The organism is Rhodococcus sp. P4_F3_2 (assembly GCF_056401335.1).
In genome coordinates, this window is the sequence record NZ_JBFUJN010000019.1 from 167,550 (window position 1) to 181,005 (window position 13,456).

The 13,456-nt window shown below is 63.5% G+C and carries 14 protein-coding genes and 1 tRNA gene; 7 read left to right on the top strand and 8 right to left on the bottom strand.

Translation table 11 applies throughout. The features are described 5' to 3' along the window. Nucleotides 1–59: 59 nt before the first annotated feature. The gene (locus AC1DWA_RS20725; RefSeq protein ID WP_019748956.1) at nucleotides 60–1,193 is read right to left on the bottom strand and encodes a Nif3-like dinuclear metal center hexameric protein; all 1,134 of its coding nucleotides are present in this window, start codon (nucleotides 1,191–1,193) and stop codon (nucleotides 60–62) included. Then, a complete protein-coding gene (cobC, locus tag AC1DWA_RS20730) occupies nucleotides 1,190–2,224 on the bottom strand; it encodes an Rv2231c family pyridoxal phosphate-dependent protein CobC (protein ID WP_477846936.1) in 1,035 nt (344 codons plus the stop codon). Before cobC ends, AC1DWA_RS20725 begins: the two co-directional genes overlap by 4 nt. A gap of 56 nt (nucleotides 2,225–2,280) precedes the next feature. Here cobC and AC1DWA_RS20735 point away from each other — a divergent pair, with 56 nt between their 5' ends. From AC1DWA_RS20735 to AC1DWA_RS20745, 3 genes are read left to right on the top strand one after another with little or no spacing between them, the layout of a single operon-like run. Beyond that, a complete protein-coding gene (locus AC1DWA_RS20735; RefSeq protein ID WP_019748958.1) occupies nucleotides 2,281–2,976 on the top strand; it encodes an HAD hydrolase-like protein in 696 nt (231 codons plus the stop codon). Continuing rightward, complete coding sequence (locus AC1DWA_RS20740) at nucleotides 2,963–3,454, top strand: low molecular weight protein-tyrosine-phosphatase (protein WP_021334191.1); 492 nt, start codon at nucleotides 2,963–2,965, stop codon at nucleotides 3,452–3,454. Before AC1DWA_RS20735 ends, AC1DWA_RS20740 begins: the two co-directional genes overlap by 14 nt. Before the next feature lie 48 nt (nucleotides 3,455–3,502). Next, nucleotides 3,503–4,441: an SURF1 family cytochrome oxidase biogenesis protein gene (locus tag AC1DWA_RS20745; RefSeq protein WP_477846937.1), complete on the top strand. Its 939-nt coding sequence runs from the start codon at nucleotides 3,503–3,505 to the stop codon at nucleotides 4,439–4,441. On the opposite strand, the gene AC1DWA_RS20750 is transcribed toward AC1DWA_RS20745, so the two are convergent. The 6 genes from AC1DWA_RS20750 to AC1DWA_RS20775 form a co-directional block, all read right to left on the bottom strand. After that, nucleotides 4,382–5,389, bottom strand: coding sequence for a cobalamin biosynthesis protein (locus tag AC1DWA_RS20750; protein ID WP_477846938.1), 1,008 nt, complete (start codon nucleotides 5,387–5,389; stop codon nucleotides 4,382–4,384). The two genes, AC1DWA_RS20745 and AC1DWA_RS20750, sit on opposite strands and share 60 nt — an antisense overlap. Before the next feature lie 65 nt (nucleotides 5,390–5,454). Further along, a complete protein-coding gene (locus AC1DWA_RS20755) occupies nucleotides 5,455–5,679 on the bottom strand; it encodes a hypothetical protein (protein WP_003941648.1) in 225 nt (74 codons plus the stop codon). Nucleotides 5,680–5,772: 93 nt separating this feature from the next. Then, nucleotides 5,773–5,844 (bottom strand) — tRNA-Val (locus tag AC1DWA_RS20760). A gap of 32 nt (nucleotides 5,845–5,876) precedes the next feature. Beyond that, complete coding sequence (locus AC1DWA_RS20765; RefSeq protein WP_283384982.1) at nucleotides 5,877–6,341, bottom strand: peroxiredoxin; 465 nt, start codon at nucleotides 6,339–6,341, stop codon at nucleotides 5,877–5,879. 35 nt (nucleotides 6,342–6,376) lie between these two features. After that, entirely contained in the window at nucleotides 6,377–6,802 is a 426-nt protein-coding gene (locus tag AC1DWA_RS20770) for a DUF3052 domain-containing protein (protein ID WP_003941575.1), read from the bottom strand. A 177-nt stretch (nucleotides 6,803–6,979) separates the two neighbouring features. Then, a complete protein-coding gene (locus AC1DWA_RS20775) occupies nucleotides 6,980–7,540 on the bottom strand; it encodes a hypothetical protein (RefSeq protein WP_020969928.1) in 561 nt (186 codons plus the stop codon). A gap of 233 nt (nucleotides 7,541–7,773) precedes the next feature. Here AC1DWA_RS20775 and aceE point away from each other — a divergent pair, with 233 nt between their 5' ends. The 4 genes from aceE (at nucleotide 7,774) to acpM (ending at nucleotide 13,453) form a co-directional block, all read left to right on the top strand. Further along, entirely contained in the window at nucleotides 7,774–10,629 is a 2,856-nt protein-coding gene (gene aceE / locus AC1DWA_RS20780; RefSeq protein WP_007735476.1) for a pyruvate dehydrogenase (acetyl-transferring), homodimeric type, read from the top strand. Nucleotides 10,630–10,728: 99 nt separating this feature from the next. Then, nucleotides 10,729–12,057: a PucR family transcriptional regulator gene (locus tag AC1DWA_RS20785; protein ID WP_019748966.1), complete on the top strand. Its 1,329-nt coding sequence runs from the start codon at nucleotides 10,729–10,731 to the stop codon at nucleotides 12,055–12,057. A 127-nt stretch (nucleotides 12,058–12,184) separates the two neighbouring features. Further along, nucleotides 12,185–13,093, top strand: a complete 909-nt coding sequence (locus AC1DWA_RS20790; protein WP_020908154.1) for an ACP S-malonyltransferase — start codon at nucleotides 12,185–12,187, stop codon at nucleotides 13,091–13,093. Nucleotides 13,094–13,177: 84 nt separating this feature from the next. After that, complete coding sequence (gene acpM, locus AC1DWA_RS20795) at nucleotides 13,178–13,453, top strand: meromycolate extension acyl carrier protein AcpM (protein WP_003941649.1); 276 nt, start codon at nucleotides 13,178–13,180, stop codon at nucleotides 13,451–13,453. The last annotated feature ends 3 nt before the right edge of the window (nucleotides 13,454–13,456 follow it).

Here is a 13,456-nt window from a genome sequence, read left to right on the forward strand (position 1 = left end):
CGGCTCTCGAAGAACTGCTCTTGAATTGTTCGTGCAACCGTACCTTGCAGAGCGCTGCACTAATGCGCACTCAAACACCACGGATCGGTGCGAATTGTCGAAACCCGGCTTTCCCACCCCGGATTGTCGGCAAACGCGGCGTCGAGCACCGATTTCGCCTGCGCACACCACGGGTATTCACTAGCCCAATGGGCGACATCGACCAGTGCCGGGCCACCGGCACGAAGATGCTCGTCCGCGGGATGATGCCGCAGGTCCGCAGTGACGTAGACGTCGGCGCCCAGCGCCGCCACCACGTCCAGATACGAGTCGCCGGAACCGCCGCACACCGCCACGGTACGAACGGTCGCGTCCGGATCTCCGGCAGCGCGAACACCCCACTCGGTCGAGGGCAGTGAGCGCGCCACTCGCGCCGTGAACTCTCGCAATGTTTCGGGGTGCTCGAGCTCACCCACCCGCCCCAGACCGAGCGAACTGGGGAACGCTGCGAGTTCGAAGACATCGAAGGCTGGTTCCTCGTACGGATGGGCGGCACGCAATGCGCCCAGCACCGCACTTCGCTTTCCGCGTGGGGCAATCACTTCCACACGATCCTCGCGAACCTGCTCCACAGCGCCGACAGTCCCGATCGTCGGATTCGCACCGTCGGCTGGCAAGAACTGACCCGTACCGGTGACCGTCCAACTGCACTGGCTGTAGTCACCGATCCGCCCAGCCCCGGCCTCGAAAAGTGCATCCTGCACGGCCGATGCATTCTCCACCGGAACCATGACGACCCACTTGTCGAGCGGCTGCGTCGGCTTGGGTTCGATCGGGCGCAGCACGGTCAGGCCCAGAGCCTGCGCCAACGCGTCGGACACTCCAGGGTCGGCGGAGTCCGCATTGGTGTGCGCCGAGAACAGTGCGCACCCCGCCTTGATGAGCTTGTGGACCAACGCACCTTTGGGTGTGTGAGCACCGACGGTGTCCACCCCACGCAGCAGAAGTGGATGGTGAACGACCAGAAGGTCGGCACCGGAGGCGATGGCGTCGTCGACCACTGCCTCGGTCGGATCCACCGCGAAAACCACTCTCGTCACCGCGTCCGCAGGATCGCCGCAGACCAGACCGACCGAATCCCACGATTCCGCCAGGGCGGGCGGATAAGCAGATTCCAGCACGGCTATGACGTCCGCAAGAATTGGGCCGCTCACAAGATCTCCTTCATCGCTTCGATCAGTACCGAGACCTGCTCGGCTGGACGGACGGCAACGCGCAACTGATCGGGCCCGAGTCCGGGAAAGGTGTCGCACCGGCGGACGGCGATACCGCGGGCACGCAGGTGCTCTCGCATCGAGGCGCCGTCGCGGACGTCGATGAGCACGAACGGCCCCGCAGCGGGTTCGTGCACGGCAATCCCGATCTCGGTCAGTCGCCGGGACATGTCTTGGCGGTCTGCGGCAATCGATTCGGCTTTGATCCTCGACTGCTCGACCGCGAACGGTTCGCAGCACGCCGTGATGGCCTCGATCTGCAGACTGCCCAATGGCCAGTGGGCTCGGCCCTGAGCCAGTCGAGCGAGAAGATCCGGAGAGCCGATCGCGTACCCACACCGCAATCCCGCCAGTGCCCACGTCTTGGTCAGGCTCCGAAGCACCAGTACATCCGCCGACTCGACACCTGCGATGCTCTCCGCTTCGCCGGGGATCGCGTCGCCGAATGCCTCGTCCACCACCAGGATCCGGCCCGGCCGACGCAACTCCAACACATCGGCCTTGGGGTGAAGCACGGACGTCGGATTGGTCGGATTGCCCAGAACGACGAGGTCCGCGGATTCTGGTACCTTCGCGGCCCGAAGCTCGAAAGGCGGCTCCAGAATCACCTGCGTCACCGGTACACCGGCCTCTCGCAGCGCCAGTTCCGGCTCGGTGAACGACGGATGGATCAGCGCGGCCGAACGAGGTCCCAGGCGCGGCAGCATCGCGAATCCCTCGGCACCGCCCGAGAGCAACAACACCTCTTCGGGCCGGCGCCCGTGCCGCTGCGCGACGGTTTCGCGGGCTTTCAGTTCCGCTGCAGCCGACGGGTACGAACCGAGCGTCGACAGCCCTGCGGCCAGCCGATCCCGCAACCACTCCGGTGGGCCCGAGCCTTGAACGTTGACGGCAAAATCGAGTAACCCGGGCTCCACTTCGACATCGCCGTGATGTCGCAAGCTCTCCAGGTCAACCGTTCCGGTACTCACCCGGTCAGCCTACGGTCGAGCACCGTGCGCGGACATCACCCCTGCCGTCCGGGACAATGAGTGCCGTGACGACACCACCCCTCGACCGTTTTCCTGTAGTTCTGTTCGATCTGGACGGAACCATCACCGATTCCGCTCCCGGCATTCACGGCGGCTTCCGACATGCGTTGGCAACTGTCGGCCATCCGGAGCCGACGGAAGCGATGTTGGCATCGGTGATCGGCCCGCCGATGGTCGATACCTTCAGGTCACTCGGTATGGCCCCGGCGGACGTGGATCGGGCGATCGCCGCGTACATCGAGCGTTACGACGCGACCGGGTGGCAGGAGAACTCGGTGTACGAGGGTATGGACGTCGTCCTGGGTAAGGCTCGCGCGAGCGGCACCCGACTGGCCGTCGCCACCTCGAAGTCGGAGCGATTCGCCATTCGCATTCTCGAGCATTTCGGCCTGGCCGAGCACTTCGAGTTCATCGGCGGCGCAAGTGACGACGGAACTCGTCGGGCGAAACCCGATGTGATCGCGCACTCGCTGACCTCACTCGGGATCACTCCCGTCCTCGCCGCCGACGGCGGAACCCCCGACGTGCTCATGATCGGCGATCGTGATCACGACGTGCTCGGCGCCGCGAAGTACGGCATCCCCACCGTCGTCGTCGAATGGGGCTACGGTTCCGCCGAGGAAGCGCGGCAAGCGTTTCGCTCCGTATCGTCGGCATCCGAACTGGGAGGACTTCTCGATGGCCGCCTCTGAACCACTCCACGTGACTGAACCACTCCACGTGACGTTTGTGTGCACCGGCAATATCTGCCGGTCACCGATGGCCGAAAAGATCTTGCTCGCGCATCTGGGCCGTGAAGGCCTCGCCGACCGCGTGCGTGTCAGCAGCGCCGGTACCGAGGGGTTTCACACCGGTAGCGAGGCCGACGAGCGGACCAACGTCGTGCTCCGAGCGGCCGGATATCCGACGGGCCACAGCGCCGCGCAGGTCAATGCAGATCATCTCGCCGCCGATCTTGTCGTCGCCCTCGACACCGGGCACGAACGTGAGCTTGCTCATCTCGGCGTGCCCACCGAGCGTCGGCGCCTACTGCGATCGTTCGACCCCGAGGCGGACGGAGAATCGGTTCCGGACCCGTACTACGGGGATCAGGAGGACTTCGAACTGGTTCGAGACCAGATCGAAGCGGCYATTCCCGACATACTCGACTGGATCCGCGAGCGAGCCTGAACCCGGAGCAAAATTCACTCCCGTTCGGGCAACGGATACCGTGGACGTGTGCGAAGACTGAAATTCCTGTTGCGGCCCGGTTGGTTGGTACTGGCAGCTGTGGTCGGGCTCTTCGCCTACCTGTGCTTCACCGTGCTCGCTCCGTGGCAGCTCGGCAAGAACACGAAGACCGAGCACCGCAATGATCTGATCTCGAACTCGATCAACGCGGAGACCGTGCCGATCGGTGATGTCATCGCCGATTCGACGATCGCACCGGACGACGAATGGCGAAACATCACCGCGGCAGGTACCTATCTGCCCGACGCCGATATCCTCGTCCGCCTGCAGTCCATCGAGGGCGCGCCGTCGTATGAGATCCTGACGCCTTTCCGCCTGGACGACGGCCGCACGATCCTCGTCAATCGCGGATACGTTCGGCCGATCAACGGCGCCGAGGCACCGCCCATCGCTGCGCCGCCGACCGATCCGGTCACTCTCAACGGCCGTGTGCGCCTGTCGGAAGGCACTGCACCCGGCCGAGTACCGATGTTCGAGGACGGTGCGAAGCAGGTCTACTCCATCGACGCACGTCCGATCGGCGAGTTCATCGGAACGGACCTGATCGACGCGTACATCCAACTCGAACCCGACCAGCCCGGCGGTCTCGGCACGATCCCGCTCCCCCAGCTCGACGCGGGCCCCTACCTCTCGTACGGGTTCCAATGGCTGGCGTTCGGCATCATGGCGCCGCTCGGACTGGCTTACTTCGTTCGCGCCGAGTGGCGCGAACGTCGCAAGGAAAAGGCAGCTCAAGCAGCTGTGGACGGTTTCGCAGCCGACGACGCCGCTGCCGAGACGACCCCGGAAGCGGCAGTGTCCGCGCCTGCCGCACCCCCCGCCGAACCGGCTCGTACCTTCAGCCGTCGCAAGAAGCCGGAGCCGGAATCAGTGCCGCTCACGGCGCAGGAAGCCAAACTTGCCGATCGATACGGCAATACCCGCTGACACCACAGCTGCACTGATCTGCACCGCCGACGAAAGCCTCGCTGCGCGGCGCAGATCGTTCGGCGTCGGGACAGGCCCGCGGCCGAGGACGGGACGCATCTCCACCCCGTGCGCGTACTCGGTCCGACCACCCAACGAAATGCCCAACGCCCCCGCCGCCGACGCTTCCGCGACGCCCGCATTGGGGCTTGGATGAGCCGCTGCGTCGCGTTTCCACGCTGCCAGTGATTCCTGAACCGAGCCGCCCACCACCGGTGCACACGCAGCCGTCAGCGCGCCGGTCAGCCGAGCCGGGACGATGTTGACCAGGTCGTCGAACCTCGCCGCAGCCCACCCGAATCTGAGGTACTTCTCGGAGCGGTAGCCGATCATCGCGTCGAGTGTGTTGGCAGCGCGGTAGACGAAGAGGCCTGGCACGCCCCCAATCGCACCCCAGAACACTGCGCCGACGGTTGCATCCGAGGTGTTCTCGGCCACCGACTCCAGCGCTGCACGCGTGAGGCCCTCCTCGCCCAGCACTGAGGGATCGCGTCCACAGAGTGAAGGAAGTAGCTCACGCGCTTTCGTCAGGTCGCCGTCGACCTGTGACGCCTCCAATCGAGCGGCCATGTCGATGCCGGTGCGTGCAAGCGACGTCCCGCCGAGCACGGCCCAGGTAGCTATCGCCGTCGTACCCGTCACGGCCGCCCAACCGGCCCGGCGCGACGCTGCTTCGGCTGCGAGCCCAAGTCCTGCGGTGCCGGCGAAGAGGACGGCAACATGAAGTGTTCCGGCCGCGCGCGAGTCCCGGTAGGACATCTTCTGCAGCGCGATAGCTGCGGTTCCGAAGCCGGCGACCGGATGGAACCGCCCCGGATCGGCGAATGCCCGATCCGCAACGAAGCCGAGGAGAAGCCCGGCAGCTCGCGCATTGAATCGAGATTGGGACGAACGAACCGAAATCTGCACGAGCGTAGTTGTAGCAGCGACGCTCGTTCTCTGGCCAACCGTCACGTGTCTGCCCGAGCCGATCTCTACCCGTCCCAGTCGATCGTCAGATAGATCAAGCGGTGCATTCGGTTGATTTCCCAAACACGGGCAATCCCGGTCGCCAGTGCGTCGCTTTGGGAACGAACCCGGATCGTCTGCCCCGGGAACAACGCAACACTGAGACTGGGCATCTCGGCGATGTGTATGTGCGGACGGGTGGGATGCACGCGCGTCGGGTCGACGGCTACTTCGATCACAGAACTGGACATGCGTCCAGAATGGCGTATTGCGGACAATTCGTTGCCGAAAATGAAAAAACCCCGATCTGCGTCGACAAGCAGATCGGGGTTTCAATTCTTCGGTGGGCGCGGAGGGTTTCGAACCCCCGACCGCTGGTGTGTAAAACCAGAGCTCTACCACTGAGCTACACGCCCGAACTCCCGGTGAGACCCTCACCGGGAGTGCTCTAAGACTCTAGCGCGGCAAGCGCGTTTGCCCAAAGTCCGTGGTCACGGGCTTCTCCGGGGCCGTTCATCTCGGCAAAACGAATGACTCCGCCTTTGTCGATGACAAAGGTGCCACGATTCGCGAAGCCCAACTTGTCGTTGAACACCTCGTACTTCTGAGCGACTTCACCGTGCGGCCAGAAGTCCGACAGCAAGGGAAATGTGTATCCCTGCTCAGCCGACCAGATCTTGTGAGTCGGCGAAGCCCCGACAGAAATCGCGAGAATGGCAGTGTCGTCGTTCTCGAACTTCGGAAGCTCGTCACGGACCTTGCAGAGTTCCCCCTGACAAGTCCCGGTGAAGGCCAACGGATAGAAGACCAGCAGAACGTTCTTCTTACCGCGGAAATCTGCGAGCGAGACTTCCTGGTTGTTCTGGTCCTTCAAGGTGAAATCCGGTGCCTGGGCACCAACTTCGAGAGGCATGTGCAATTCCTTGGGAAAGTGCGGAAAGGGCCGGGTCAGCGCTTGTTGGCCGGACGAGCCTTCGGCTGAACCAGTCGACTTCCCGACCAGTCACCGAGGTTGGCTGCCGATGTCTGCGTCAAGCCGGCAGTCGGCGCCGATTCGGCGATCTCGCTGGGCTCGACATGTCCGTCGAGACCGGTCTTGGGAGTGAGAACCCACACGAAGCCTTCGTCGGCGAGGGGCCCGATGGCATCCATCAAGGCATCCACCAGGTCACCGTCCTCGTCGCGCCACCACAGCAGCACAACGTCGATGACCTCGTCGGAATCCTCGTCGAGCATTTCCCCGCCGATGGTTTCCTCAACCGCGGCACGAATGCCGTCGTCGGTATCCTCATCCCAGCCCAGTTCCTGCACCACCATGTCAGTGGTAATCCCGAGTTTCTGAGCGTAGTTCTGGGCATCCGCCGCGGCGACCACGGTGGGGTCCTCCTTTTGTTGATGGTGTGTGGCGACCCCGCACACCTACCGTTTGACGATCAATTAGGGAAAGCGAACATGGTCTGAGGCGTTAGCGCAAGCCGACCACGCCGAAAACTTTCACCAAAGATCGTCTTCTGACACACGGCGAACCTTACGCCTGCGGATTACCGCAGGTCACAGGGATCCACATTCATCGAAGATCGACTTGCGAATCGAATTGCTCGTATCGCTGATCGAATTGATTTCATCCGCCGAATGATCACTCTCGATCACGACTGCAGATGAACGTAGGTTCGCGGCCAATTCGTCGAACAGTCCGGAAAGTTGCGCCGGAAGTTCACTCGCGACCGAGTCGAACCACGAGGCGGTGTCCCTGGCCGACGAAGCAGCAGCGCTTGCTTCGGCTCTCAGGTCGGTCTCACCATGATTTCCGGCGTCGACGTAGGCATTGAACGCGACCACGTCGTTTTTCGATCGAGAGACCGCTTCCTCACAGATCGCGAAAGCTGCCTCTGCCGCATCTGCCGCCGCTTTCGACGAGGACGCGGCGGCCATCGAAATACTCACCTCGGATTGGTATGCAGCCACGTGCGCTTCATTGGGTACTGCCGATCCGGTCACCGCCGCCGAACATCCCACGATCACCGACAGTCCCACTGCGATCGATCCGACCGAGACCCACGCCCCGACCCTGCCGTAATTGATTTCTTTGTTTATTTTTTCCCACCCCTTCATACGTTCCGATCGATCCCCCAAGCCTGTGACTACGGGGAACCATCACACCCCTGCGTCACGCCGAAAAACGCTACCCGAGAGTAACCAGAGGCGAGGTGTGCCGGACCGACCGGGATGGTGAAAGATGAGGTACGCGCCATATTCACGATGGAAGTGCGTCGGACCTAACAAGGCCTCGATCACCTATGTAAGGACGCCCCACCACGCGTCCCCAAACCAATGAGGAGCACACGTTGTCTGACCTGATCCAGGGTCCCGCGTCCGGGCAGAACGCCGATTCCGGCGCCGCCGGCGAGTCGGGTTCGCCCGCGTCGAACACGCCGGGGGGAACCGACGGTCGCGTTCGCGTCATTCGCGAAGGTGTTGCGTCGTACCTGCCGGACATCGATCCGGACGAGACCACCGAATGGCTCGAATCATTCGACGGACTTCTGGATCGATCCGGACCCACGCGTGCCCGCTACCTCATGCTCCGCATGCTCGAACGCGCCGGTGAGAAGCACGTCGCACTCCCCGCGCTCACCTCGACCGACTACGTCAACACGATTCCGACCGAAAACGAGCCGTGGTTCCCCGGCGACGAAGAGGTCGAGCGCCGCTATCGCGCCTGGATCCGTTGGAACGCCGCGATCATGGTCCACCGCGCGCAGCGACCGGGCGTCGGCGTCGGCGGTCACATCTCCACCTACGCATCCTCGGCAGCGTTGTACGAGGTCGGTTTCAACCACTTCTTCCGCGGCAAGGACCACCCGGGCGGTGGCGACCACATCTTCATCCAGGGTCACGCCTCCCCCGGCATCTACGCCCGCGCCTTCCTCGAGGGCCGCATCCCCGCGGAACAGCTCGACGGATTCCGCCAGGAGAAGTCCCACGCCGACTTCGGCGGCGCACTGCCGTCCTACCCGCACCCACGGCTGCTTCCCGACTTCTGGGAGTTCCCGACGGTCTCGATGGGCCTCGGCCCGATGAACGCCATCTACCAGGCCCGGTTCAACCACTACCTCAACGACCGCGGCATCAAGGACACCACCGATCAGCACGTGTGGGCGTTCCTCGGCGACGGCGAAATGGACGAGCCCGAATCACGCGGCCTCGCTCACGTCGCGGCAACCGAAGGCCTCGACAACCTCACGTTCGTCGTGAACTGCAACCTCCAACGCCTCGACGGCCCGGTCCGCGGCAACGGAAAGATCATCCAGGAACTGGAATCGTTCTTCCGCGGTGCCGGCTGGAACGTCATCAAGGTGGTCTGGGGCCGCGAGTGGGATGCGCTGCTGCACGCCGATCGCGACGGCGCACTGGTCAACCTGATGAACGTGACGCCGGACGGTGACTACCAGACGTACAAGGCCAACGACGGCGCGTTCGTGCGCGATCACTTCTTCGGACGTGACCCCCGCACCAAGGAACTGGTCAAGGACCTCACCGACCAGGAAATCTGGAACCTCAAGCGCGGTGGCCACGACTACCGCAAGGTCCACGCCGCATACGCAGCAGCCATGGCACACAAGGGCCAGCCGACGGTCATCCTCGCGCACACCATCAAGGGCTACACCCTCGGCAAGCACTTCGAGGGCCGCAACGCCACACACCAGATGAAGAAGCTGACGCTGGACGATCTCAAGGCGTTCCGCGACATGCAGCACATCCCGATCTCGGATGCCGAGCTCGAGAAGGATCCGTACCTGCCTCCGTACTACCACCCGGGTGCGGACGCTCCCGAGATCAAGTACATGCTCGACCGTCGTAAAGCACTCGGAGGGTTCCTGCCTTCACGCAACACAGATGCGGCGCCGCTCAAGCTCCCGGAGGACAAGACGTACGACGTCATCCGCAAGGGCTCGGGCAAGCAGGAAGTCGCCACCACCATGGCGATCGTGCGCATCCTCAAGGAACTGTTGCGCGACAAGGAGATCGGCAAGCGGATCGTGCCGATCATTCCGGACGAGGCCCGTACGTTCGGTATGGACTCGTGGTTCCCGTCGCTGAAGATCTACAACCGCAACGGACAGCTCTACACCTCCGTCGACGCCGAACTCATGCTCGCCTACAAGGAGAGCCCGATCGGCCAGATCCTGCACGAGGGCATCAACGAGGCCGGTTCGACGGCATCGTTCACCGCAGTCGGCACGTCCTACGCCACCCATGGTGAACCGATGATTCCGCTGTACATCTTCTACTCGATGTTCGGTTTCCAGCGCACCGGCGACGGCCTGTGGGCGGCCGCCGACCAGATGGCTCGCGGATTCGTTCTCGGCGCGACCGCCGGTCGTACCACTCTGACCGGTGAAGGTCTCCAGCACGCCGACGGACACTCGCTGCTCCTGGCATCGACCAACCCGGCCGCTGTCACGTACGACGCCGCGTTCTCGTACGAGTTGGCGCACATCGTCAAGGACGGATTGCGCCGCATGTACGGCGGCACCGAGGGCGTCGACGGTTTCGGTGGCGAGAACATCTTCTACTACCTGACCATCTACAACGAGCCTTACGTTCAGCCGGCCGAGCCAGAAGGTCTCGACGTCGAGGGCTTGCTCAAGGGCATCTACCTCTACAAGACGTCCGAAGCAGCCGGCCCGAAGGCACAGATCCTCGTCTCCGGTGTCGCGATGCCCGAGGGTCTGCGTGCGCAGAAGCTGCTCGCCGACGAATGGGGCGTCTCGGCCGACGTCTGGTCGGTCACGTCCTGGGGTGAGCTGCGCCGCGAAGGCGTCGAATGCGAACGTCAAGCGCTGCTCAATCCGTCCGAGGATGCTCCGGTTCCTTTCGTCACCACGGCGTTGTCCTCGGCCCAAGGCCCTGTCGTCGCGGCTTCGGACTGGATGCGGGCGGTCTCGGATCAGATCCGTCAGTGGGTTCCCGGCGACTACACCACGCTCGGCACGGACGGGTTCGGGTTCTCCGACACACGCACTGCAGCACGTCGCTACTTCAACGTCGATGCCGAGTCCATCGTTGTTGCCGTGCTGATCGGTTTGGCGAAGGAAGGATCGATCGAGCGGTCGAAGGCCGTCGAAGCCGCGAGCCGATACCGCATCGACGACGTGAATGCTGCTCCCGAGCAGACCGGGGACACCGGTAGCGCCTAAGTCGTAGGGCAACAGTCCCAGCGATCGAAAACAGACCTACGCCCATCGCCGCGGGTGTCATCTCGACATCCGCTGCGGCGATGGGCGTAGGTTTTTCTCATGCCCGAACCTGATCCCGAGAAACCCGAAGAGGGCGTACGCCGCACTCGACCACAGTCGTCCGGGTTGCAGGCTGTACTCGCCCGCCGTCGTCAGGTTCGCGATCCACTTCCAGAAGCCTTGCTCCGCCGCGTCAAACAGTTCTCCGGTCGGCTCTCCACCGAGGCCGTGACCGTGATGGAGGAGCAGCTTCCGTTCTTCGACAGTCTCGACGCGTCGCAACGTGCCGACGTTCAACTCTTGGTGCAGACGTCGGTGGTGAATTTCCTGGAATGGCTGCGGCAACTCGACTCGGAGATCAGCTTCGGATACGAGTCGTTTCCGGTCATCCCTCAGGATCTTGCTCGACAGCTCACGCTGCGCCAGACCGTCGACATGGTCCGGGTGGCGATGGAGTTCTTCGAGAAATGGCTGCCCGCTCTCGCCCGCAACGATCAGCAGCTGATCGCGCTGACAGAAGCCGTCCTGCGCTACGGGCGTGAACTCGGTTTCGCAGCAGCGACGGTGTACGCAAGCGCCGCCGAGTCGCGGGGTGCGCTGGACACGCGACTGGAAGCGCTCGTCGTCGACGCCGTCGTGCAGGGAGACACCGGCTCGGACATGCTCTCCCGCGCAGCCACCTTGAACTGGGACGCCACCGCTCCGGCCACCGTCATCGTCGGGTCTCCCCCGCCGGACGAGCGGGTCTCGGTTGCCGGCACCGTCCACGCGACTGCCGCCGCGCACGGGCGCGCTGTTCTCGCCGTGGTGCAGGGTCCGCGACTGGTGATGATCGTCAGCGGCGAGCTGAGCAGTAAGACGGAAGGCAGCCAATTCCTTCAAGACCTGCTCATGAGTTTCGCCGACGAGCCGGTGGTGATCGGCCCGACAACGCCCTCGTTGAGCGCAGCACACTTCAGTGCGTCCGAAGCTCTCGCGGGAATCAAGGCCGTCGCCGGGTGGCGCGGCGCACCTCGTCCCGTTTTCGCGACTGAACTGCTCCCGGAACGGGCACTACTCGGAGACGACGCTGCCGTAAAGGCTCTTCGCGATTTCCTGGTCGCACCTTTAGCGGAATCCGGCACAGTCTTGACCGATACTTTAGACAGTTATCTCGACTGTGGAGGTGCGGTTGAGACTTGTGCACGTCTTCTGTTTGTTCATCCAAATACCGTTCGGTACCGCTTGAAGCGAATCGCGGAAGTTACCGGCCGGGATCCTACGAATCCACGCGACGCATACGTACTACGGATCGCCGCTACCGTGGGCCGATTGACACAAATCGATCTCAAATCGAACAATTCGGTTACTTCAGTCACATCTTTAACATCCGGACAAACAAACCTGTAACCCCGGAGCGTCCAATTTCGATGGCCGAGCGCGACATGGGATTTTGTGGGAACCCTACAAAACACTTCGCCAGAGTTCATCGCGACCGACATCTCGCAGGTCACTCGCGGCGGTGTTCTCTTAATAAGTGATTTCGTTGCTCGCCCCGGGACAGGGCTCTCAGACACCCGGCATGCTCAGCCCATGGCTGGCACTGCCCGGAGCGCAAGACCGCCTCGAAGTGTGGTCGAAGGCAGCCGGCCTGGACCTCGTCCGACTCGGCACGACCGCGACTGCCGAAGAAATCACCGACACCTCGGTAACCCAGCCCCTCGTCGTTGCCGCTGCTCTGCTGGCGTACGAGGAAATCGAATCACGTGGGCTCCTCGGCGCCGACGTCATCGCTGCCGGCCATTCAGTGGGTGAACTTGCCGCTGCTGCGGTCGCCGGTGTTATTTCCGCTGACGACGCGGTCGCACTTGCCGCCCTCCGCGGCGCCGAGATGGCAAAGGCTTGCGCGCTCGAGCCCACCGGCATGTCAGCCGTTCTCGGTGGCGACGAAGCCGAAGTGCTCGCACGACTCGAAGAACTCGGGTTGGAAGCGGCCAACCGCAATGCGGCCGGCCAGATCGTGGCTGCCGGACTGCTAACCGCGCTCGAAGAACTCGCAGCAAACGCACCCGAAAAGGCCCGAGTCCGCGCACTGCCCGTCGCCGGCGCTTTCCACACCCGCTTCATGGCACCTGCACAGGATGCCGTCGCAGCTGCTGCCGCCAAGATCACCCCGTCCGATCCGACGCGCACGCTGCTTTCCAACTCGGATGGCGCACCCGTCTCCTCGGGCGCCGACGCCCTCACCAAACTTGCCGCGCAGGTAACCCGCCCCGTCCGTTGGGACCTCTGCTCCGCGTCGTTGCGGACAGCAGAAGTCAGCGCGATCGTGGAACTCCCGCCGGCCGGAACCCTCGTCGGAATTGCCAAGCGCGAAATGCGTGGCACGCCGACGGTGGCCCTCAAGAACCCGGAGGATATCTCCGCACTGTCCGAGCTGACCTAGCTCGGACGCCCACCCGGCCGATCAGCCCGAACGGCGGCCGGACGTTTCACCCCACCTCAATCGATCAAGAAGGGAGCCACACCAGTGGCCCACACTCAGGAAGAAATCATCGCGGAACTCGGCCAGATCGTGGAGGAGGTCACCGGTATCGAGCCTTCCGAGGTCACCGTTGACAAGTCCTTCGTGGACGACCTCGATATCGACTCCCTGTCCATGGTCGAGATCGCTGTTCAGACCGAAGACAAGTACGGCGTGAAGGTCCCCGACGAGGATCTCGCAGGCCTGCGCACCGTCGGCGACATCGTCGCGTACATCCAGAAGCTCGAAGCCGAAGGCGCCGAAGCCAAGAACGCAGAGTGAGCC